Source organism: Lentzea sp. NPDC051213 (genome assembly GCF_044455585.1).
Lineage (GTDB): Bacteria > Actinomycetota > Actinomycetes > Mycobacteriales > Pseudonocardiaceae > Lentzea.
In genome coordinates this window covers 42,883-64,457 of the sequence record NZ_JBITEX010000006.1, presented here as the reverse complement: position 1 = coordinate 64,457, position 21,575 = coordinate 42,883, and the positions used below count along the sequence as shown (strand labels likewise).

At 68.6% G+C, this 21,575-nt stretch carries 24 protein-coding genes; 14 read left to right on the top strand and 10 right to left on the bottom strand.

Annotated elements, in window-relative coordinates; translation table 11 throughout:
* Window positions 1-310: 310 nt before the first annotated feature.
* Both ACIA8G_RS26445 and ACIA8G_RS26440 read right to left on the bottom strand, forming a co-directional pair.
* Window positions 311-1,813: an alpha/beta hydrolase gene (locus ACIA8G_RS26445; protein WP_396421346.1), complete on the bottom strand. Its 1,503-nt coding sequence runs from the start codon at window positions 1,811-1,813 to the stop codon at window positions 311-313.
* A 99-nt stretch (window positions 1,814-1,912) separates the two neighbouring features.
* Entirely contained in the window at window positions 1,913-2,347 is a 435-nt protein-coding gene (locus tag ACIA8G_RS26440; protein ID WP_396421345.1) for a nitroreductase family deazaflavin-dependent oxidoreductase, read from the bottom strand.
* 86 nt (window positions 2,348-2,433) lie between these two features.
* Between ACIA8G_RS26440 and ACIA8G_RS26435 the strand changes: the two genes are divergently transcribed.
* Complete coding sequence (locus ACIA8G_RS26435) at window positions 2,434-3,303, top strand: EamA family transporter (RefSeq protein WP_396421344.1); 870 nt, start codon at window positions 2,434-2,436, stop codon at window positions 3,301-3,303.
* Here ACIA8G_RS26435 and ACIA8G_RS26430 read toward each other — a convergent pair.
* The 7 genes from ACIA8G_RS26430 to ACIA8G_RS26400 form a co-directional block, all read right to left on the bottom strand.
* Window positions 3,300-3,740, bottom strand: a complete 441-nt coding sequence (locus ACIA8G_RS26430; protein WP_396421343.1) for a hypothetical protein — start codon at window positions 3,738-3,740, stop codon at window positions 3,300-3,302. The two genes, ACIA8G_RS26435 and ACIA8G_RS26430, sit on opposite strands and share 4 nt — an antisense overlap.
* Window positions 3,741-4,138: 398 nt before the next feature.
* Complete coding sequence (locus ACIA8G_RS26425) at window positions 4,139-4,828, bottom strand: DUF6319 family protein (RefSeq protein ID WP_396421342.1); 690 nt, start codon at window positions 4,826-4,828, stop codon at window positions 4,139-4,141.
* 87 nt (window positions 4,829-4,915) lie between these two features.
* Window positions 4,916-5,833 carry a DUF1996 domain-containing protein gene (locus tag ACIA8G_RS26420; protein WP_396421341.1) on the bottom strand — a complete coding sequence of 306 codons (918 nt, stop codon included), beginning with the start codon at window positions 5,831-5,833 and terminating at the stop codon, window positions 4,916-4,918.
* Window positions 5,834-5,923: 90 nt separating this feature from the next.
* Window positions 5,924-6,124, bottom strand: a complete 201-nt coding sequence (locus ACIA8G_RS26415) for a hypothetical protein (RefSeq protein ID WP_396421340.1) — start codon at window positions 6,122-6,124, stop codon at window positions 5,924-5,926.
* A 73-nt stretch (window positions 6,125-6,197) separates the two neighbouring features.
* A complete protein-coding gene (locus ACIA8G_RS26410; RefSeq protein ID WP_396421339.1) occupies window positions 6,198-6,869 on the bottom strand; it encodes an aminoglycoside phosphotransferase family protein in 672 nt (223 codons plus the stop codon).
* Window positions 6,870-6,872: 3 nt separating this feature from the next.
* Entirely contained in the window at window positions 6,873-7,874 is a 1,002-nt protein-coding gene (ligD, locus tag ACIA8G_RS26405; RefSeq protein WP_396421338.1) for a non-homologous end-joining DNA ligase, read from the bottom strand.
* A gap of 9 nt (window positions 7,875-7,883) precedes the next feature.
* A complete protein-coding gene (locus tag ACIA8G_RS26400) occupies window positions 7,884-8,483 on the bottom strand; it encodes a TetR family transcriptional regulator (protein ID WP_396421337.1) in 600 nt (199 codons plus the stop codon).
* Window positions 8,484-8,523: 40 nt separating this feature from the next.
* On the opposite strand from ACIA8G_RS26400, the gene ACIA8G_RS26395 reads away from it, so the two are divergent.
* From ACIA8G_RS26395 to ACIA8G_RS26360, 8 genes are all read left to right on the top strand, one after another.
* Window positions 8,524-9,669, top strand: coding sequence for an acyl-CoA dehydrogenase family protein (locus ACIA8G_RS26395; RefSeq protein ID WP_396421336.1), 1,146 nt, complete (start codon window positions 8,524-8,526; stop codon window positions 9,667-9,669).
* A gap of 10 nt (window positions 9,670-9,679) precedes the next feature.
* Window positions 9,680-10,849: an acyl-CoA dehydrogenase family protein gene (locus ACIA8G_RS26390; protein ID WP_396421335.1), complete on the top strand. Its 1,170-nt coding sequence runs from the start codon at window positions 9,680-9,682 to the stop codon at window positions 10,847-10,849.
* A 15-nt stretch (window positions 10,850-10,864) separates the two neighbouring features.
* Window positions 10,865-11,578 (top strand): MaoC/PaaZ C-terminal domain-containing protein, encoded by a 714-nt coding sequence (locus ACIA8G_RS26385; RefSeq protein ID WP_396421334.1) that lies wholly within the window; start codon window positions 10,865-10,867, stop codon window positions 11,576-11,578.
* A gap of 75 nt (window positions 11,579-11,653) precedes the next feature.
* Entirely contained in the window at window positions 11,654-13,216 is a 1,563-nt protein-coding gene (locus tag ACIA8G_RS26380; protein ID WP_396421333.1) for a phytoene desaturase family protein, read from the top strand.
* A 26-nt stretch (window positions 13,217-13,242) separates the two neighbouring features.
* A complete protein-coding gene (locus ACIA8G_RS26375; RefSeq protein WP_396421332.1) occupies window positions 13,243-13,989 on the top strand; it encodes a tryptophan 2,3-dioxygenase family protein in 747 nt (248 codons plus the stop codon).
* Complete coding sequence (locus ACIA8G_RS26370; RefSeq protein WP_396421331.1) at window positions 13,976-15,073, top strand: aminotransferase class V-fold PLP-dependent enzyme; 1,098 nt, start codon at window positions 13,976-13,978, stop codon at window positions 15,071-15,073. Before ACIA8G_RS26375 ends, ACIA8G_RS26370 begins: the two co-directional genes overlap by 14 nt.
* On the top strand, window positions 15,070-16,044 hold the full coding sequence (locus tag ACIA8G_RS26365) for a methyltransferase (RefSeq protein WP_396421330.1): 975 nt from the start codon (window positions 15,070-15,072) through the stop codon (window positions 16,042-16,044). Before ACIA8G_RS26370 ends, ACIA8G_RS26365 begins: the two co-directional genes overlap by 4 nt.
* Window positions 16,045-16,105: 61 nt before the next feature.
* Window positions 16,106-16,489: an SsgA family sporulation/cell division regulator gene (locus ACIA8G_RS26360; RefSeq protein WP_396421329.1), complete on the top strand. Its 384-nt coding sequence runs from the start codon at window positions 16,106-16,108 to the stop codon at window positions 16,487-16,489.
* On the opposite strand, the gene ACIA8G_RS26355 is transcribed toward ACIA8G_RS26360, so the two are convergent.
* Window positions 16,382-17,134 (bottom strand): GntR family transcriptional regulator, encoded by a 753-nt coding sequence (locus ACIA8G_RS26355; protein ID WP_396421328.1) that lies wholly within the window; start codon window positions 17,132-17,134, stop codon window positions 16,382-16,384. The two genes, ACIA8G_RS26360 and ACIA8G_RS26355, sit on opposite strands and share 108 nt — an antisense overlap.
* A gap of 117 nt (window positions 17,135-17,251) precedes the next feature.
* Here ACIA8G_RS26355 and ACIA8G_RS26350 point away from each other — a divergent pair, with 117 nt between their 5' ends.
* The 5 genes from ACIA8G_RS26350 (at window position 17,252) to ACIA8G_RS26330 (ending at window position 21,556) form a co-directional block, all read left to right on the top strand.
* A complete protein-coding gene (locus ACIA8G_RS26350) occupies window positions 17,252-18,205 on the top strand; it encodes an asparaginase (protein ID WP_396421327.1) in 954 nt (317 codons plus the stop codon).
* A gap of 428 nt (window positions 18,206-18,633) precedes the next feature.
* Complete coding sequence (locus ACIA8G_RS26345; RefSeq protein ID WP_396421326.1) at window positions 18,634-18,924, top strand: hypothetical protein; 291 nt, start codon at window positions 18,634-18,636, stop codon at window positions 18,922-18,924.
* 145 nt (window positions 18,925-19,069) lie between these two features.
* Entirely contained in the window at window positions 19,070-19,492 is a 423-nt protein-coding gene (gene msrB, locus ACIA8G_RS26340) for a peptide-methionine (R)-S-oxide reductase MsrB (protein ID WP_396421325.1), read from the top strand.
* A 246-nt stretch (window positions 19,493-19,738) separates the two neighbouring features.
* Window positions 19,739-20,614: a TIGR04222 domain-containing membrane protein gene (locus ACIA8G_RS26335; protein WP_396421324.1), complete on the top strand. Its 876-nt coding sequence runs from the start codon at window positions 19,739-19,741 to the stop codon at window positions 20,612-20,614.
* Window positions 20,615-20,704: 90 nt separating this feature from the next.
* Entirely contained in the window at window positions 20,705-21,556 is an 852-nt protein-coding gene (locus ACIA8G_RS26330; protein WP_396421323.1) for a TIGR04222 domain-containing membrane protein, read from the top strand.
* Window positions 21,557-21,575: the final 19 nt, after the last annotated feature.

Below are 21,575 nucleotides of genomic sequence, written 5' to 3'. Positions count from 1 at the left end.
ACGGCCGGCCGCACCGGCAGATCCGTTCGGCGAGTGGTGGTACTTGCGGACGCCATCAGGCCGCGGCTGTCAGACCCGCTGAGTACGTTGAGATGTAGGGGTTCCCAGCTCGGGGGGACGCCTGCGTGAGCGTGCCCAGGCGGATCAGGGAGTCGTTGCAACGCTCTGGTTTGGGTGCGCCGGCCGGGATGACGAAGACGCTGCCGCGCCCGAAACAAGCCGAGCTCGCTGCGAACCGGCGGTTGTGTCCGCGGATCGACCGAGCGTCGCGCCGTGCCCGGTCAATCGTTGCAACGAGCGCCCAGGCGGATCAGGGCGGGCAGACGGTGCCGTTCGACGGCACCTTCGCGTCGATCAGATACTCACGAACCGCCGTGGTCGCGCAGCTCGACAACGTCAACGCGCCGTGCCCACTGCCCTGCCAGCCGATCAACGCCGAACCGGGCAGCCGCTGAGCAGCGCGCTCGGTGCCGGACGACGGGGTAGCGACGTCGTTGGCCGTGCTGAGCACCACGATCGGCGGAGCGCTCTTGAGCGGATCGAGCTTCTCGGCCTTGGGCGGCGGGAACGGGTTGCAGTGCAGCAGCTGGCGCGCGAACACGGCACCGAACATCGCGTGCTTGCCCTGCCAGTCGGCGGTGAGCGCCTTGACCCGGTCCGGCGGGATGCGGGTCGCGGTGTCGTTGCAGCCGATGATCAGGCCCGCGTCGAAGCGCGGCGGGTTCTCGTCGAGGTCGTTCACGAGCGGGTCGAGCAGCATGAACAGGCCGCTGCCGTCACCGGCGCGGGCCTTCACGATCGCGTCGGCCAGTGCGGGCCAGCGGGCCCGGTCGGCCAGGCCGGCCAGGATCGCGTTCAGGGCGGATCCCGGGGTCAGGTCCACGTACTCGCCGCGGATGCGGTTCGTGCGCAGCTGGGTCAGCAGCGCCTGGACGTCCGCGCGCGGGTTGGCGAGCGCGCAGGCGCGGGTCTTGCAGTCGACGGCGAACGCGTCGAAGGTCGCCTCGGCCGCCACGGCCCGTGACTCGAGGACGCCGACCTGGTCGAGCGTCGGGTCCGGGGCGCCGTCGAGCACGATCCGGCCGATGCGGCTCGGGTAGCGCTGGGCGTAGAGGGTGACCACGCGGGAGCCCTCACCGAGGGCGATCGCGTTGAGGCGCTCGGTGCCGAGGTAGTCGCGGAGGCGTTCGAGGTCGGCGGCCGCGCGCCACGAGTCGAACGCGGTCAGCCTGCCTTCGAGGTCGAGCACGCATTCCTGGCTCGCCTCACCGGCGGCGACGACGAGGTTCGACTGCTCGGGCTCGGCGGGGTCGTACTCGAAGAGTTGCGCGCGCGTCGCCGGCGGCACGCACCCCATGCCGTCCGAACGGCCGGTGCCGCGCCGGTCCACGCCGATGATCGTGTACGTGCTGAGCAGCTCTTTCGGCAACGCCGCCGCGAGCCGCGCCGCCTTGATCGTGCCGGGTTCGCCGCCCGCGTCGTTGACCACGACCAGCGGGGTCTTGCCGGTGCCGACGCGCAGGAGCGCGATCCCGAGCGTGCCGCGCCCGGGACGTCCTGGCGGGTCGAGCACGACGGTCATGCGCGCGCACTCGTACTTCTGATCACCTTGCGGAGCGTTGGTGCCGAAGCGGTCCTTCATCTGCTCGTTGCACGGCGACCAGCCCAGCGAGTCCGTCCGGTACTCGCCGAGCGGTGGCACGGGCTGTGGCCCCGCGAGCGCGCTCTGGTCGACGGGCAGGTTCTCCTCGCCCTTGACCGCGATGACAGGCCGGGTCGATGGTCCCGCGCTGCACGCCGTCAGCACGCTCACTGCCAGTAGGACCAGGGCAGCGCGACGCACAGATGTCCTCACTCTCGTTCACACTCCGGGGAGGTGAGCGTCGCACGCCCAAGGTGAGAACAAGGTGAGTCAGGTCGAGCAGACGAACATCGGGATCTTCCGCGAGGTGCGCCGCTGATAGTCCTCGAACGGCGGGTAGTTGCGCACCGCGACCGGCCACAGTCGCGTCCGCTGCTCGTCGTCCGCCTCGGCCGCGCGCATCACCCGTCGCCATCCGCCGACCTGGATCTCGATCTCGGGGTGCGCCTTCAGGTTGTGGTACCAGGGCGGGTTCTTCGGTGCACCGCCCATGGACGCCACCAGGATCACCTCGTCCCCGTGCGCCGTGTACATCAGCGGGATGGTGATCCGTTTCTTCGACCGGGCGCCGGTCATGGTCACGAGGCAGATCGGGGCGCCGTTGAGCGTGTTCGCGACCCGCCCCTTGGTGAGCCGGTAGACGACGACGTTCACCTTGCTGATCCACCGCATGATCGGCACCGGTGGCGGTTGGGAGGAGTTCACGGAATCCGAGTTTGTCAGGTGAATGACCGATGTGTCGTCGTTCACCGGCGGCCTTGCCCGAATGGACGTGAGCCAGACTGACGACCATGGCTCACGCTGACCGGCTCCCCGTCGCCCGCATGCTGGGCGCGATCCCGCCGCCGGCACTCGTGCTGCTCGGCATCGTGAGCCTGCAGGTGGGCGCGGCCCTGGCGAAGCAGTTGTTCGCCGTCGCGGGCGCGGCGGGCACCGTGACGTTGCGCCTGGTCTTCGCCGCGGTGGTGCTGCTCGCGATCTGGCGCCCGTCACTGCGCATGGACCGCCGCACGCTCGTGGTCGTCCTCAGCTACGGCACGGTGCTCGCGGCGATGAACCTCTGCATCTACCACGCGTTCGAACGCATCCCGCTCGGCGCGGCGGTGACGATCGAGTTCCTCGGCCCGCTGGCGGTGGCCGTGTTCGGCTCACGCCGGTGGCTCGACGGCGTGTGGGTGCTGCTGGCGGCTCTGGGAGTGCTGCTGCTGACCCGCGCACAGGGCGGTCTGGTGTGGACGGGCGTGCTGTTCGCACTGGCCGCGGGGGCGTGCTGGGCGGCGTACATCATGCTGGCGGCGAAACTCGGCAGCGCGACCTCCGACGGCAAGGGCCTCGCGCTGGCGATGGTGGTGGGCTCGCTGATCGCGTTGCCGTTCGGTGTGTCATCGGCGGGCACCGCGATGCTCGACCCGATCGTGCTGGCGGCGGGGTTCGCGGTGGCGCTGATGTCGTCGGTGATCCCGTACTCGCTGGAGCTGGAGGCGTTGCGCCGCATGCCTCCGCGCGTGTTCGGGATCTTGATGTCGCTGGAGCCCGCGGTCGCGGCGCTGGCCGGGTTGGTGGTGCTGGGTGAGCACCTCAGGCCGGCTCAGTGGGTCGCGGTGTGCTGTGTCGTCATCGCTTCGGTGGGGGCTACGAGGTCGGCTCGGCCGGACATCTAGGTCGCACACCGCTCAAAGCACGGCAACACGTCGTACCACCACGGATCCAGCTCCGCGTCCAGGTCGATCATGTTGCGGAAGTGACGGCGCTGGTGCGGATCGGGCAATGTCCGCCACCGGAACTCGACGTCGAGCGGCAGCACCAACCGCCAGAGTTCAGCCCTCGCGCGTACCGGCAGCCGTTCCAGCACATGTTCAAGCAGGTCACGGGCGTGCACGACGCTGTCGTCGAGCGGGCAGCCCGGGCACTCGCACACGACCGGCAACGGGTACAGCGGCCCAGGCCGGAGTGTGAACGCCCGATACGAGTCGACAGCGCGCCGGGTAGAGCCGACGAACACGTAGTTGTTGCCGGACGCCTGTTCGACGCGGAAGATCGCCAGCGAGGTGGCGGTGGAAAGCCCGCGGATCGGTTCCGGAATGCGTTGGGACCACACACGTGCGGCGCTCAGGCACGCGCTCCGCAGGGCGCCCGGCCGGTTACGCGGCATCGGCCTTTCGGGTCGTCATGACCGCAGACTACCTTGCCGCCCAACCGTTTTCCGCCGCCCGGAACAACGCGAGCCTGACGCGGGGAGCCTCCCCCCGCCGCCGACCAGCGCGGAGAAGCTCCCTGCTCGAACCTGATGTCAGCAGCTAGAACAGCAGCCGCAGCCGGGACCCGTGCACCCGGAACAGCACCCACACGTACCCATCAGGGCCTCCCCGTCCTCGTAACGCCGGACCTGCGCGGGACATCCGCGCAATCCACGGTCCGCCCCGGCGCCAGACCTGGGAACCCCTCTCACCCGAACGCGGCGGCACAACCACCGAGGCGTCGCAGCGCGTGAACTCGCTAAGCGCCCAGGTCGTCCAGAGCCTTCTGGGCTGCCTCCAGTTCGGCGCGCAGTTGCTCCACGCGGGCAAGTTGCTGTGCACGCGCCGCGTTCAGCACGCCCTCGACGATCTCGGCGACCTCCGGGGTGAGCAGCTTCGACGCCTGGGCCACCGATGCCGGGGACACCGGGGTCGGGCGGACGACCTTGCGGGTGCCCTGCAGCACCTCGACGGTCCACTCGCCCTCGCCGACGCTCACCAGCGTCACCGTGACCTCGGGGGTCGCGCCCTTGGCCGGCTTGCGCGCGGGCTTCGGCGCGGGCTCGGCGGCAGCGGGTGCGGCGGCAACGGGCTTCGGCTTGGGTGCCGCGGGCTTCACCGGCGCCTCCGGGACGTAGGGGTAGGTGACCACAGTCTCGCGCGGTGGCTCAGGTGGCGCAGGAGGTGGGGCCGCCGGCTTCTTGCGCGGCGGCGGTTTCTCCAGCGTCAGCTCCGCCGGGGAGAAGCTCATCTCGTCCTTCGAGCCCGTCGGCCGGACCTGGATGAAATCGCCCTCCGGAGGGTCGGTGAACGCGAGCACCTTCGCCGACTTCCCCGCCTCCATGCCCACCGCGGCCGCCGTGAACCACACCAGCGGCTGGGTGCCTCCGTCCAGCTGCGAGCGCAGGCTGTCGACCTCTTCCGCCGACAGCCCGCTCTTCTTCGCCATCGCGCTGCCTCCCGCCGTTCGAACACCTGTGCCCCAGCATGCCCTACACCCCTGACAATTCTGAGCACCGGGTCGGCGGCAAGATCATCACGGATTGCCATCGACTCCACAGATGTAGCCCGCGTTGATGCAGTTGCGGACGCGGCGTTCCAACTCGGCGGGCTCCCACGCGTTCATGAAGTCGCCGTGGAACGTGTAGCCGGGCACGCTTGTCACGTTCGCCCCGTTGAGCGTGCCTCCCAATGACAGGCCGGTGCCGTTCACCGGATAGGTGATCAGGAGCTCCAGCCGCGGCACCACCACGGGATGCGAAGACGGGCAGACCAGCCCGACCGCGAACGCCATGTGGTCGCGGTGGTTCGCCGAGTCCAGGTCCCGGCCGTTCCAGCACGTCGGGAAGTCCAGGTACGTCTCGACCTTGGTGCCCGCTGGGCAGTTCAGGAAGTTGCGGTCCGACGGCGACTGCGTGGTGCACGACCACCGCGCCGCCGGATTTTCGGCGGGTGACGCGGCCTTCGCGTTGCCCACCACGTACCGCAGCCCCTGCGGATGCGCGACCGCCCGCGTGCGGTCGTGAATCCCCTGGTAGTAGATCGTCACGCTGTCCGGCGCGACCGCCTGCCCGTTCTTGTACAGGGTCGGCACCCAGTACGCCGACCTGTCCGAGACCGGGTTGCAGTTCGTCGACCCCGCGCGCAACGACGTCAGCGTCGAGAACGCGTTCGTCGTCCGGTTGCCGAAGAACTCGTGCATGTGCGAGACACCGGACTGGTTCTGGAAGACGATCGGATCGTCCTGCCTCCGGTGGCTCGACGCGCAGGTCACCCGGAACTCGGACCCCGGAATCGCCTGTGCGCCCTGTTCGATCGCCTGCGCCTGCTCAGCGCTGTAGACATGGCTGTGGCCGGCGTGGGAAACGGACGGCTGCCCGACCACCAGACCTGCTGCCACGAGCGACACCGCCACCGCCGCGACGCCGATCGCTCCTCGAATCCTGACCCGCATGGACTCTCCTCTCGCACTTCGGTGTGTGAGAGCGCTCTCATGACAAGTAAGGTAAACCCGATTGCCAACGCGTGTCCACGTGAGGGTTGCTCAGACTTCGTCGGCGCGCAGCCGGTACTCACATCCGTACTCGACCGCGTACGACAGGTCGTAGACGTGAACGATCTTCGGGCCGCCATGCAGGTGCACGTACGTCACCGTCTGCTTCGGGTCTTCCGGCACGGACGGCAGCGAGTCGACCCGGCCGTCGAGAGGACCGCCGACGTACCGCACGACATAGGGCTGAGCCATGGCGACCTCCTCTCGCGTTGCACTCATTCTACGAGGTCGCCCGGTGGATCGGTCACCGATACAACCGGTTGGCTCACTCCCCGAACCACCGTACGGCGAGATCGTCCAGCATGTCCGCCTTGGGCATGACGTTCATGAACCACGTCATGTTGCTGTAGACGTGCATCAACGTGTACGCCAGCACGCGCCGCGGATCCGGCGTCCGCCCGTAGGCGTCGACCATCGCCTGCCAGCACCGCCGGTCGCCCTTTGTCACGAAAATGCCCGCACCGACGAACTCGTACTCGAACGGGCCCCGCATCGCCGGCTCGAAGTCGAACAGCCCGGACAGCTTCCCGTTCTGCTGCAACAGGTGCACGGACATGATCTCGGTGTGCAGCAACACCGGCTCTTCGGGCTCCAGATCCACGCTGTCCAGGAACTCCCCGACCTGGACGCTGATCTCGACGTCCGGCACCTCGGGCTCGTCGCCGTGCAACCGCGACATGAGCACGTACGCCCACTCGTCCAGCAGCCCCGTGTCGTGCAGCTTCGGCGTCGGCACGGGCAGCTTGCCGTGCAACGCCTCCATGACCGCGACCTCGGTCGGCACCTCGTCGTGGTGCTCCGGCGGCCACAGCTTCAGCACCAGGTCGTCACCGATGGCGAACACCGGCAGTGAGCCCGCCTCGAACCGCGTCACGTCGCCACGCAGGCCGAGGCGGTCGCGCAGCAGCTCGCCGTCCACGCCCCGATCTTCGCGCAACTGCTACTCCTGCTTGCGGGCGCGAGAAGGCTGCACCCGCATCGGCTCGCCCGGCATCTTCGGGTAGTCCGGCGGATACGGCATCTCCCCACGCGGATCAGCCGCGTACCACTCCAGCAACGTCTCGATCCCGAACGCCTCGGAGTCCAGCCCGGCGTGCAGATCGCCGCGCTCCTCCAAATACTTCGGCACAGTCAGCACATCGAAGTCATCAGGGTCCACAGTAGACAGTTCATCCCAGGTCACCGGAGTAGAAACGGTGGCACGAGGAGTACCACGAACGGACCAAGCCGAAGCGATCGTGCGATCCCGCGCGGCCTGGTTGAAGTCGATGAACACCCGAGAGCCGCGCTCTTCCTTCCACCAGGCCGAAGTCGCCAACGACGGCGCCCGCTTCTCCACTTCACGAGCCAGCGCGATCACGGCATGACGAACGTCGATGAAGTCCCACTCAGCCCGAATCCGCACCGCGACGTGGATACCGCGGCCACCAGACGTCTTCGGATAGCCGACGAGACCGGCGTCGGAAAGCACCTCACGCAACACCGCAGCAACAGCAGCCGCGTCGCGAAAGTCGGTGCCCGGCTGCGGATCCAGGTCGATGCGCAGCTCGTCCGGATGATCGACGTCGGACCGCCGCACCGGCCACGGGTGGAAGTCGAAGGTGCCGAGATTCGCGGCCCACACGATCACGGCTTCCGAGGTCGGGCAGATCTCGTCGGCGGGCCGGCCGGACGGAAACCGGACCTGCACGGTCTCGACGTACGACGGCGCGCCCTTGGGCACGCGCTTCTGGTAGAACGCCTCGCCCTCGACGCCGTCGACGTAGCGCTTCAGCACGACAGGGCGATCGCGCAGCACCGACAGCAGCGCCGGGGCCACCGTGCGGTAGTACTCGACCACCTGCCCCTTGGTGATGCCCCGCGCCGGGAAGTACGGCTTGTCCGGGTTGGACACCCGCACCAGCTGGTCGCCGACCTCTAGCTCGATCGCCTTGGAAGCCACGCCCGAACACTAAAGGCCGCGGACGAACGCCGCGAGCGCCAGCTCGAAGCTGTCGCGGTCCAGTTCGCGGGCCACGCCGGGGAGCAGGTGGGCGCGGTCGAGGTGCGGGTAGCGGCCGGAGTAGTCGGCGGGGTCGGCGGAGAAGCCGCTGGAGAACGACGACAGGGCCGAGCCGAACACGATGTACATCAGGCCCGCGGCGATCATCGTGGCCTCGCGGCGCGACCAGCCGGCGTCGACCAGAGCGCCGTGCAGGAGGTCCAGCCGCTGAAGAGACTCGTCACGACCTGCGGGGCCGTACGCCAGAAAAGGAACGATGTTCGGGTGCGAGGAGAGCGCCAAACGATAGGAGCGCGCGCACCTCAAGAGCCCCTCACGCCAGTCCACGGCGAAGCCCGAGACGTCGACGGACGACAGGATCGTCGACGCGATGTCGTTGAGCAGCTGGTCCTTCGTGCGGACGTGGCCGTAGAGGGACGCCGCCTGCACACCGAGGGAAGCGGCCAGCTTGCGCATGGACAGGCCGTCGAGGCCGTCCCGGTCGATGATGGCCAGAGCCACCGACCTGATGCGGTCGGGGCTCAGCAGAGGGGTGCTCGGCCGGGGCATGTGAGTTAACCTAACACTGTTCGGTTAATCGGGAGGACCCGTGGATCTGACGCTTTCGGACGAACACCGGCAGCTCAAGGAGCTGGCCCGGCGCTTCACGGACGAGCAGATCGTCCCCCACGCCACGCGCTGGGACCGCGAGGAGGCCATCGACAAGTCGCTGGTGCCCGCGCTCGGCGAGGTCGGGTTCCTCGGGCTCGGCATCGACGAGTCCTACGGCGGCTCCGGCGGCGACAACCTCGCCTACTGCCTGGTCCTCGAGGAGATCGCCAGGGGCGACAGCGCCGTGCGCGGGATCATCTCCGTCTCGCTCGGGCTGGTCGCGAAGTCGATCGCCAAGCACGGCACCGAGGAGCAGAAACAACGCTGGCTGCCCGGCCTCACCGCGGGCACGCAGATCGGCTGCTTCGCCCTCACCGAGCCCGGCACCGGCAGTGACGCGGGCAGCCTCGTCACCAAGGCCACGAAGACGGACAACGGCTGGGTGATCAACGGCCGCAAGGTCTTCATCACCAACGGCACGTGGGCCGACGTCGCGCTGGTGTTCGCGCGCACCGGCGGTCCCGGCCCCAGGGGCATCAGCGCGTTCCTCGTCCCCACCGGCACCGCCGGCTTCACCGCCACCGAGATCAAGGGCAAGCTCGGCATGCGCGGCCAGGCCACCGCCGAGATCACCCTCGAGGACGTCGAGGTGCCGGACGACGCCCTGCTGAGCGAGGAGGGCTTCAAGCTCGCGATGGGCTCGCTCGACAAGGGCCGCATGTCCGTGGCCGCCGGATGCGTCGGCGCCGCCAGGGGTGCGTTCGAAGCCGCGCTCAAGTACGCCAAGGAACGCGAGCAGTTCGGCAAGCCCATCGCGGGCTTCCAGCTCGTCCAGGAACTCCTGGCGGACATGGCCGTGGAAACCGACGCCGCCAGGCTGCTGACCTGGCGTGTCGCCGACCTCGCCGACAGGAACCAGCCGTTCAGCACCGAAGCGAGCATGGCCAAGCTCTACGCCAGCGAGGCGGCCGTCAAGGTCGCGAACAGCGCCATCCAGGTCTTCGGCGGCTACGGCTACATCGACGAGTACCCGGTGGGCAAGTACCTGCGGGACACCCGCGTCACCACCCTCTACGAGGGCACCAGCCAGATCCAGAAGTTGCTCATCGGTCGCGCGCTGACCGGCATCAACGCGTTCCAGTAAAGGAAAAGACATGGACTTCACGCTCGACGAGGAGCAGAAGGAAATCCGCGACTGGGTCCGGACCTTCGTGCGCAAGGAGATCATCCCGCTCGAGCCGGAGGTGCTGCGCCGCGAACGCGCCGGCCAGCCCGGTCTGCCGAAGGAGGAGCTGAAGGCCCTCCAGGACAAGGCGAAGCAGGCCGGCTTCTTCGGGGTGCTGACGCCGCAGGAGTACGGCGGCATGGGCCTCGGCGCGATGATGACCGCGCTCATCGAGGCCGAGCTCGGCCGCAGCTTCGTGCCGTTCCGGTTCGGCGGGTACGCGGACAACATCCTGTTCCACGGCAACGAGGAGCAGAAGCAGCGCTACCTGCTGCCGACGATCTCCGGCGAGCGCGTGTCGTGCTTCGCGATCACCGAGCCCGGCGCCGGCAGTGACGCCAAGGCCATCCGCACGTCCGCCGTCAAGGACGGCGACGAGTGGGTGATCAACGGCGAGAAGACGTTCATCACGCAGGGCAACGAGGCCGACTTCGTGATGGTCTTCGCCATCACCGACAAGGAGAAGGGCGCCGACGGCGGCGTCACGTGCTTCCTCGTCGACCGCGACATGGGCTGGAAGTCCGAGCCCATCCCGACCATGGGCCAGTGGGGTCCGGCGGCGCTGGTGTTCGACAACGTCCGGGTGCCGCACGAGAACATCCTCGGCGAGGAGGGCAAGGGCTTCCACCTCGCGATGCAGTGGATCGGCCAGGGCCGCTACCTGCTGCCCGCCCGCGCGCTGGGAAGTGTCGAGCGGCTCGTGGAGATGTCGATCGAGCAGGCCAAGAACCGCGTCACGTTCGGCCAGCCCATCGCCGAGTACCAGGCCATCCAGTGGATGATCGCCGACTCCGCGGTCGAGATCGAGGCGCTGCGCTGGCTCGTGCTGCACGCCGCGTGGCTCGTCGACCAGAAGCAGGACTCGCGGCAGGCGCAGTCCATCGCGAAGCTCTACGGCGGCATCAAGGCCAACGAGATCGTCGACCGCGTCCTGCAGATCCACGGCGGCATGGGCTACACCCGCGAGCTGCCGATCGAGCGCTGGTACCGCGAGCTGCGGCTGCTGCGCATCTACGAGGGCACCGACGAGATCCAGCGCCGCACGATCGCCCGCAACCTGCTCAAGGGTCACGCGAACGTTCGCGGCACACTCGGATAGAACTAGGTTGGGGTGGTGCTCAGCCACGACATCCTCGGCGTCGTCGAACGACAGGTCCGCACCTGGTCGGCCGACGACGCCGAGGTGTACGCGGCGGCGGTCGGCGGCTACTCCCCCGCGTTCGCCATCCCGCTGCTCCAGCACGGCGGCCCGCAGCTGGGATTGACCGGCGCCGACATGACCCAGGTCCTGCACGCCGAGCAGTCGCTGTGGCTGCACCAGCCGTTGCCCATGAGCGGATCGGCGGTCGTCACCAAGACCGTGACGGACATCTGCGACAAGGGATCCGGCGCGCTCGTCGTGAGCACCTGGGAGTCGGCATACGCGTCGACGCGGTCGTCGTGCTTCGTCAAAGGCGAGGGCGGATTCGGTGGCCCGCGCGGGGAAACCCGGAAATTCGCCGTGCCGGACGCGGAGCCGCGGGTGAGCTTCTTTCGCACAGCGCCGAACCAGGCGTTGCGTTATCGGGAGACCGGCGACGTGAACCCGATGCACGACGACCCGGAATTCGCGCGGAGAGCAGGCTTCCCAACGCCTATCCTGCACGGCCTCTGCACGCTCGGAATCACCTTGCGCGGCAAGGACTTCACCGAGCTGCACGTTCGCTTCACCGCCCCCGTCACGCCCGGCGACGAGCTGCGGATCGAGCATTGGGACAGCGGCGAGTTCCGCGCCTCCGTCGGCGACCGGTTCGTGCTGATCGGCGTCAGCTCAAATACGTTCGGATAAGAACGAGATTCGCATTCGAGTTCCGATGAACGGAATTCAACCTATCGAGCGCACGTATGTGGCTACTTTGAAAATGTGAGCACTTATGACGCGGTTGTGGTGGGTGGAGGGCACAACGCGCTCGTAACGGCTGCGTGCCTGGCACGGGCCGGCCGGAGTGTGGTGGTCCTCGAAACCAATGACAGGGTCGGTGGGTTCGTCCGCACCGACGAGTTGACACTGCCGGGTTTCCGGCACGACACCTATGCGACGGCCATGCCGTTGTTCCTTTCCGGTGCCGCGTGGGCGGATCTCGGCACGGATCTCACGGCGGTGGGACTGGAGTTCCGCAACACGACCAAACCGACCGGCGTCTCGCTGCCGGACGGTTCGGCGACCTTTCTCTCGACCGACGTCGAGGCGACGATCGCCGAGTTCGAACGGCTCGCCCCCGGTGACGGCGCGGCCCTCGCGGCGTTGCTGGACGAGTTCGCGCCGCTGGCCGGACCGGTGTTCGGGCTCTTCGCCCAGGACCTGGCGGGGGCGCAGCCCCAGATCCGGGAATTGATGGGCGGCGACAACGGGTTCTCCGAGTTCGCGCACCTGTTCACGATGTCCGCGCGGCACCTGCTGGAGGAGCGCTTCCGCTCACCGCTCGTGCGCGCGATGTTCGCGCCGTGGGCGACGCATCTCGGCCGCGGTGTCGACGACGCGAACAGCGGCCTCTGGGTGATCCTGGTGCTGCTCGCGCTCCAGGCGGCGGGCATGCCGACCCCGGCGGGCGGCGCCGAGCAGCTCGCCCTCTCCCTGGGTGCGCTGATCACCAAGAACGGCGGCGAGATCCGCACCGGCACGACCGTCCGCAAGATCGTTCTGGCGCACGGCCGCGCGACCGGGGTGGAGACCGAGGACGGCGAGTTCATCGGCGCCACGACGGTGGTCGCGAGCGTGAACCCCGACCAGCTCTACCTGAAGCTCCTCGCGCACGAGCCGGACGCGGTGCCGCCGCTGATCCGCACGCAGGCGCAGCGGTACCGGTACGGGCTGGGAGCGGTGCAGGTGCATCTCGCGCTCTCCGAACCACCCTGCTACCCCGAACCGCTGGCCGGCGTCGGGCAACCGCACTTCACCACCGGGCTCAACGGGGTGTCCAAGGCCATCAACGAGGCCGTGCGCGGCCTGCTGCCCGCGTCGCCGACGATCTCCTTCGACTCGCCGTCAGAGCTCGACCCGTCCCGCTGCCCCGAGGGCAAAGCCGTGGCACGGCTGCAGATCCTGGAGGTGCCGGCTGTGCCGCGCGGTGACGCGGCCGACGAGATCGGCGTCGACGGCGAGTGGACCGAGGACGTGAAGAACCGCTTCGCGGACCGGGTCGTCGAGATCGCCGGGCAGCACGTGCCGAACCTGCCCGACGTGGTGCTCGGCCGGTACGTCATCTCGCCCAGGGAACTGGCGGCGCACAACGTGAACAGCGGCCCCGGCGCACCGTACGGCGGCATTCACGACCTCGCCGGGAGCTACGTGTTCCGGCCGTTGCCCGGCCAGCCCAGTCACACGACGACGGTGCCCAACGTGCACCTCGTCGGCGCGGGAACCTGGCCGGGTCACGGCGTGAACGGCGGTTCCGGCCACATCGTGGCCCGCAAGCTGCTCGACTGACCCCGTTCCTGGGAAGGAGCGTGCCCATGTCCCCAGCCGGCGATCTGCGCGACGCACTGACCGGCCCGCTGTTCAACCAGGTGCTCAAGAAGTGGGTCGGCGAAGGCAACACCGACTACGAGAGATACCTGCGCACCAGCGAACTGCTGGCGCTGCAAGGCGAACCCGACGAGCTGTCGCACCCCGACGAGCTGATGTTCCAGGTCGTGCACCAGGCGCAGGAGCTCTGGCTCAAGCTGCTGACGCAGGAGCTCGCCGGGGTGGTCGAGGACCTGGACCGCGACGCGCTGTGGGAGGTCGTCACCAGGCTGGACCGGGTGGTGCGGATCATGACCTGCCTGCACCAGGAGATGGGCGTGCTGGAAACCATGCCGCCGCAGGCGTTCCAGGTCGTCCGGCACAACCTCGGCGAGGGCAGCGGCCAGGAGTCGCCCGGCTTCAACGCCGTGCTGACCGCGGCCGGGTACGTCAACGACGCGCTCGGCCGGCTGCTCGCGCGCCGGGAGGTGAAGCTGATCAACGTCTACGGCGGCGCGGCCGACCTCACCACGATCTGCGAGCGGCTGCTGGACTTCGACGAGGGGTTCCAGCGCTGGCTGATCGCGCACTACCTGCTGGTGCGGCGCACGATCGGTGTCGGCCGCGAGACGGTGTCGCTCGACGGCATGCCCGCGCGGGTGCTGCTGGGCCGCATGACCAAGCCGCTGTTCCGCGAGCTGTGGACCGTGCGGGACGAGATGACGGCGGGCTGGAGGCCTCGTGCTGCGCGATGAGTTCCCGTTGCTCGGCACGTGCGTCTACCTGAACAGCAACTCGACCGGCGCCCAGCCGCGCGGGGTCAGGCAGGTGCTGGACGACTACTGGGCGACGATCACGTCGTGGCGCGACTCGGCGTGGGGCGGGTGGCTGGAGGCGATGGCGGGCTACCGCGACGCGCTGGCGGATTTCCTCGGCGCGCCAAGGGGAACCGTCGTCACGGACGTCAACACCTCGACGTTGCTCGGCCGGGTCGGCACGTGTCTCGACTTCACCGGGCGCAACCGGGTGGTGCTGAGTCACCTGGAGTTCCCGTCGATGCCGTTCCTGTGGCGGGGTTTCGCCCGCTACGGCGCCGAGGTCGTGGTCGCGGGCGGGCCGGGTCCGGCGTTCGACGAGGACGCACTGGTGGCCGCGATCGACGAACAGACCCGGATCGTGTGCGTGTCGCACGGCAGCTACACGACCGGCGCGCTGATCGACGTGACGCGGATCGTGGCGCGGGCAAAGGAAGTCGGCGCGCTCGTGCTGCTGGACGCGTTCCAGACCGTCGGTGTCGTTCCGGTCGACCTGGCCGCGTCAGGCGTGGACTTCGCGGTGGGCGGTGCACACAAGTGGCTTTGTGGTGCGCACACGGCGTTCCTCTACGCCCGCCAGGATCTCCTGCCGGAACTGCGACCGGCCGCGACGGGCTGGTTCGCCTCGGAGTCACCGCTGTCGTGGGCGCCGCCGACGCAGTGGGCACCGGACGCGCAACGGCTGGCGAGCGGGATGCCGGTGCCGTTGACCGCGATGATGTCGCGGGTCGGGCTCGACCTCTTCGCGTCCGTCGGTGTCGCGCAGATCCGGGCGCATTCCCTGCGCTGCACGGACCGGATCATCGAACGGGCCGACGAGGCCGGGATCGCCGTCGTGACGCCGCGGGAGGAGACGCGCCGCGGCGGGGTGGTCGTGCTGAGCTTCCCCGGCGACCAGGCCGTGCACACGCGCCTCGACGCGGCCGGGATGGTGTGCAGCTACCGCGGCGGTCTGCGGATCGCCCCGCACGTCTACAACACCCTCGACGAGGTCGACCGGTTCATGGACGAGGTGGTCGCATGACGCCGCGCGCGTTGCTGAGCCTGCTGTTCAACGGCTCGAAGGCGGTCGACGTCGTCAGGACCGCGCTGGACCTGGGTGTGCTGGCCGCCGTCACACCGGGCCCGGTGACGCTGGCCGAGGTGGCCCGCGACCTCGGCCTGGTGCCGCTGCGGCTCTACAAGCTGATGGACTGCCTCGAGTCCCTCGGTTTCGTGACGCGACAGCAGACCTCGGCCTCGACCCTCGACACCGTCTACCGCGCCGCCGACGGAGCCCTGGAGGCCGCGCGCGAGGTGTTCGGGCCGGGTTCGCAGGAGCTGGACCGCGACACTTACGACTGGCGCGCCCTGCAGGGCCGAATACCCGAATTGCTGCGCGGCGAATGGAGTACACCGAATGAGGTGTTCAGCTGGCCGCCTGATGACGTAGCGGGCTTCGAACAAAGCATGCGGGCAGGCATCGGGCCATTCATCGAGACCTTCCGCGCCGCGAAGTTCTTTCGGGATTCTGTCAGGTGGCTCGACGTCGGTGGCGGTGATGGCACGCTTGCCGCGGCAGTGGTGACGGAAATGCCCGGATTGCGAGCGGACGTCTACAACTTGCCCGAGGTCGGGCCGCTGGTGGACACCTCGGCCGGAGTGGGGTTCGTGCCCGGCGACTTCCTGGCGGACTCCTTGCCGTCCGGCTACGACGTGCTGTCGTTCGTCCGGGTGCTGCACGACTGGCCCGCCGAGACGGCCGAGTTGTTGTTGCGCAAAGCATTCACAGCTCTCCCACCGGGCGGCGCGGTGGTCGTCTGCGAGGAGTTCCGCGACTCGGAACGCCTGGCCAGGCAGTTCTTCTGGTCGTACTTCCTGATCGGCGTCGACAGCTGTACGAGCATGCTCCGCGAAACCGCTTGGTACGAACGGGCTATGGCCGAGGTGGGGTTCACCGGCATCCAGGTTCTCCCAGGTCCCGTGGAATTGGTAATCGCAACGCGCCCGGCGTGAACCATTTCGGTGCCAATTGCGTGAGTACTGCTGAACACCGGCGAACACCAAGGGAGAACTGATGCGGGTCGCATCGCGCACCGTCTTCGACTTCGTCCGACCGAACGGCACCACCGCTCCGGTGGAGACCGAGCTGGTCTACCAGTCGGACGACCCGTTCGCGGTGACGATGAACTTCCACGCCGGCGGCGCGGTGGCGACCTGGATCATGGGCAGGGACCTGCTCGCCGAGGGCCTGGGCGGCCCGGCGGGCGCGGGTGACGTGCGGATGCGGCCCTACGCGGGCCGCGTGCTGGTGCTGGAACTGGTCTCCGACCGGCACCTCACGGTGTTCCGGTTACCGCTGGCGACGCTGCGGAAGTTCCTCGACGCCACCTACCGGCTCGTGGCGCCCGGCACCGAGGTGTTCGACGCCGACGCGTTCCTCAGCGCGGTCCTGCGCTGACAGGCTCGTCAGCATCTGCGCGCACACCCGCGAGAGGTGCCGCCGCATCACCGACGACGCGAGCGCCGCATCGCCGTCCGCGATCGCGCGGACCAGTTCGTCGTGGTCGTCCATCGACGCGTGCTGGTGCGGCGGGTCGTCCTCCATCGCGCTGCGCAACAACACCACTCGCTGCTGCACGAGCCGCACCTGCTCGGTGATGCGCGGACTGCGGGCCGCGTCCAGCAGCGCCTGGTGGAACGCGAGGTCCAGCCGGTACGGGAACTGCTGCCCCGCCTTGTAGTTGCGCCGGCTCTCCGCGCACACCTGCTGCAGCCGCACCAGGTCGACGTCGGTGCGCCGGGACGCCGCCAGCTCCGCCGCCGCGCACTCCAGCGCTGTGCGCAGCTCGAACAGGGCCCGGACGTCGTCGGCGTCGCACTCAGGCACGAACGCACCCCGGTGCGGCACGAGCGTGAGCAGGCCTTCGGACGCCAGGTGCCGGATCGCCTCGCGCAACGGGCCACGGCTGATGCCGAGCTTCTGCGCGACCTCGACCTCGTTCACCCGCGAGCCTGGAGGAATCGCCCCGGTCAGCACCTGCTCACGCAGAACGTCGACGGCCTGTCCGGCCAGACTGAGGTGCAGCGGAGTCGGAGGTGTCACGTTCGTCTCCCGATCTGGACGGCACCGGCCGCCCTCCCGCTAAACTAGCGAACATGTCAACTGTCGACAGTTGGCAGTTAGTCGACAGGTTCGAACCGGAGCAGCGGGAGGGGCGACATGGGTCACGAGGTTGTGGCAGAGGTCTGGCGCGGCGACTTCCTGGAGTCCGTGCACCACGGCACCGTCGTCGCGACGGACGCAGCCGGTTCCCCCACGCTGACCGTGGGCCGGCCGGGCGACGTCGCGTTCCCGCGCTCGTCCAACAAGCCCCTCCAGGCCCTCGCCATGCTGCGCAGCGGCCTCGACCTCGACGGCGAGCTGCTCGCGCTGGCCTGCGCCTCGCACTCCGGCGAGGACTTCCACGTCGAGGGCGCGCTGCGCATCCTGGCTCAGGCCGGTCTGGACGAGGACGCCCTGCAGTGCACGCCCGACCTGCCGCTCGGTGACGAGGCCCGCGCCCAGCACCTCGCCCGCGGCCTCTCCCCCGCGCCGAAGTACATGAACTGCTCCGGCAAGCACGCCGCCATGCTCGCCACCTGCGTCGCGAACGGCTGGCCGACCGAGAACTACCTCGACCCGACCCACCCGCTGCAGGTCGCCACCCGCGCCACCATCGAGGACGTCGCGGGCGAGCCCGTCGCCCAGGTCGGCGTCGACGGCTGCGGCGCCCCCATCTTCGCCATCAGCCTGACCGGCCTGGCCAGGGCGTTCGGCCGACTGGCCAGCGCGCCCGAGGGCACCCTCGAACACCGCGTGGCCGCCGCCATGAACGCCTACCCGCAGTGGGTCGGCGGCACTGGCCGCGACGTCACCGTGCTGATGGACGCCCTGCCCGGCGTCGTCGCCAAGGACGGCGCCGAAGGCGTCTACGCCGTGGGCCTGCCGACCGGTGAAGGCGTCGCCCTGAAGATCGCGGACGGCTCGTCGCGGGCCCGCGCGGTCGTCATCGTCGCGGTGCTCAAGCGACTCGGCGTGGACGTCGGCAAGGTCGAGGACCTCGCCACCGTGCCCGTCCTGGGCCACGGGCGCACTGTCGGCGCCGTCAAGCCCGCACTCGCCCTGGCTGGGTGACCGCACGCGGGTTGATCCGAGGTTGACTGGTCCACCTGCGTGTTGACTGGTCAACATGTGTACGGACTGGTCAACATGTTGATTCCAGTCAACATGCCAATCAACATGTCCACCTCGGCGTCAACATGTCCTGTACACACGTTGACGCTCCACCTGGCCGTCAACATGGACACCCGACCGTCAACATGGACACCCGGCCGTCAACGTGGACTCCACACCGTCAACGTGGACAGCCCCGTCAACGTGGACTCCACACCGTCAACGTGGACAGCCCCGTCAACGTGGACTCCACACCGTCAACGTGGACAGCCCCGTCAACGTGGACAGCACGCCGTCAAGCCCGCAGTCGCGTTGGCGGGTTGACCGGTCGCCCGGCGTCAACACCTCGTTCACTTCGATCCCAAGTCCCTGGCGATAAGCTGGGGGTTATGGGCGATTCGAAGGACGAGCGCGAGAAGTTCCGGGAGGAACTGATCGGCCTCGACCCCCACGATCCCGAGACGAAGGCGTTCGCCGAGCACCTCGGCCGGATGCAGCGGCAGCGCCCCGGTTACACCGTCGAGGGCTACCTGGAGGGCGTGCAGGACTTCGCGGACTCCGCGAACCGCACGACCGGGCACCGGCGGCTGGTCGCCGTCCTCGTGGTCGGGCTGATCCTGCTCGGCGTTCTGCTGACGGTCTGGTTCGCGCTGGGCGACATTCTCGTGCTCATCTTCTGAGCTCACCTTCTGCGCACATCTCCGAGATCAACTCCGGGGATTTCTTCTGCCCCAAACGAAAACGACTCCTTAACGGGGTCTTACGGCGAGGCGCGCACCGCGGCCGCCGGGAAGCCCAGCGCCGGAACCGGCGTTATAAAGGGTCATGGAACCTGTTGTCGGCGCCACCCCCAAAGTCGTGCGTTCCGAAGAGGAATGGCGCGCCCAGCTGAACCCCGCCGAGTACGCGGTGCTGCGCCAGGCAGGCACCGAGCGTCCGTGGGTGGGCGAGTACACCGAGACCAAGACCGAAGGCGTCTACGAGTGCCGTGCGTGCGGTGCGGAGCTGTTCCGCAGTGACACCAAGTTCGACTCGCACTGCGGCTGGCCGTCCTTCTTCTCGCCCCTGGCCGGAGACTCGGTCATCCTGCGTGAGGACCGCGCGCTCGGCATGGCCCGCGTGGAGGTGCTCTGCGCCACATGCCACAGCCACCTCGGGCATGTTTTCGAAGGTGAGGGGTATCCCACGCCGACAGACCAGCGGTACTGCATCAACTCCGTCTCCTTGAAACTCGTTCCGTCCGAATAGGAGACTGGGTCCTAGTCCGGCCGGTCGGGCTGGACGAACCTGGGAGGCAACAATGATCTTCTTCGGAACCGACGGTGAAGGCTCCGGCGGAGTCGACGGCGGCTCGTCCAGCTGAGCCCCAACCGCCAGAAGATGGCAAAAAGCGGACAACCCTAAGGCTTCGTCAACAAGCCTTGTGAGGCTGTGGCCCGCACCACACCATTGACGCACCAAGCAGGTACTTGGGGCAGTCAGGGGGTGGGTCGCATGAGGCCTTGGGGATTGTCCGGACCGGAGTTCCTTCAGCTGTACTGGATCGGGCTGGCACTCGCAGTGGTGGTCGCGATCATCGTTCGGGTACGCGTGCGGGCGGGTCACAGCAACCAGCCCGTGCGCTCCCTCGACATGGACGAGCTCGCCTATCTCTCCGGCGGGCCGCGGCGGGTCGTCGAGACGGCCGTCGCACGCTTGCTCACCGCTGGTGAGCTGCGGACTTCACGCCGTGGCGCCGTTCAGGCCACGGCCAACTCGCAGTCGGTCAACCCGGTGGACCGGGCCGTCATGGCCGACAGTCAGCGCTACTCCACGCGCACGGTGAACGTGATGATCCCGTCTGTCGCCACGGACACCGCGGTCACCTCGATCGGGCAACGCCTCGAGGACATGGGCCTCGTGGTCAACCCGGACATGGCGAAAAGCGCTCTGCGCAAGGGATCCATCGCGTTGTGGGTACTGTTCGCGATCGGTCTCGCACGCTGGGTGAACGGCATCGCCCTCAGCGCCAACGTCGGATGGCTGACGCTGCAGCTCGTCCTCACCGCGGTGCTGATCTTCCTGCTCACCCGGCGCGGCAAGCTCGTGCGCACGACCAAGGGGGATCGTGTGCTCGACGCCGCCCGCGACTCGGGGAGCAGGACGACGGACCAGGGCGTGCTCGTGGGCGCGGCCGGACTGGTCGCACTCGGTGGCCTCGCCGTCTACCCGGACCTGGAGGTGCGCAGTTCGCTGCTCGCCTCGTACGCGGGCTCTTCCACGTATTCCAGTGGCACCGCGTGTTCGGTGGGCTCCTCGTCGTGTTCGGGCGGAAGCAGCTGCGGCGGAGGGGGCGGCGGCTGCGGCGGAGGGTGCGGCGGCGGAAGCTGACCCGCTCACCGGTCCGTTTCACGTAACAGGAGGAACCCGGGGGTAGATCTCACGTCGAAGATGCACTGGCACCAGTGAAGGGGAGTGCTGATGGCCAAGTCTTCGACGACCACGGGGTTGTCCGTGGAAGAGATCGGGTTCCTCGCAGGGGGACCGGGCAGGGCGGCGGAAGCCGCGCTGGCCCGGCTGATGGACGGCGGTCTCGTGCGCGTTTCCCGCGAGGGACTCGTGACCGCCGTCTACCAGAACGGATACGGCGCCACGACCGCGATCGAGGCCTACCTCCTCGCCGGGATCAACGGCTCGAGCCGTCCGATCAGTCAGGTGGTGCGGGCCGCGGCCGGCAGCCAGGAGATGGGTTCGCTGCGACGCGGTCTCGTCGACCGCGCGATGGTGCGCCGCCAGTGGGGCAAAGCACGCGGTGGCGCGAACGCGTTCCGCACGCTGTTGTTCCTCCTGGCCGTCGCCTCGGCGGTCGCGGGCGGTGTGTTCGACAAGAACCTCTGGGCGCTCTCGGCGGTCCTGGTCTTCTTCGTGTTCCTGATGCGGGACAAGGGCATGCTCACGCCGATCGGCAACGGCGCATTGAAGTACGCGGCCAGGAACGTGCGTGGACGGGTGGACGCGGTGGCGGTGCACGGCCTGCGCGGAACGACCCGCGGCCAGCGGATCTCCGACCTGTACGGCCTGCCGGCCAACGTGATCCACTTCGCCCCGCCGGCGCACGGCAAGATGAAGTCCACTTCGAACGGCTGCAGCACCGTGTACGAGCACCACCACTACAACTGCGGTGGCACCTCGTCGTCCTGCTCCAGCAGCAGTTGTTCGAGCAGCAGCAGTTGCGGCAGCAGCTCCAGCAGTTGTTCGAGCAGCAGCAGCAGCAGTTGCAGCAGCTCGAGTTGTAGTAGCAGTAGTAGTAGCTGCAGCAGTTCCAGCAGTTGAGGGGGAAACCGATGGTCAC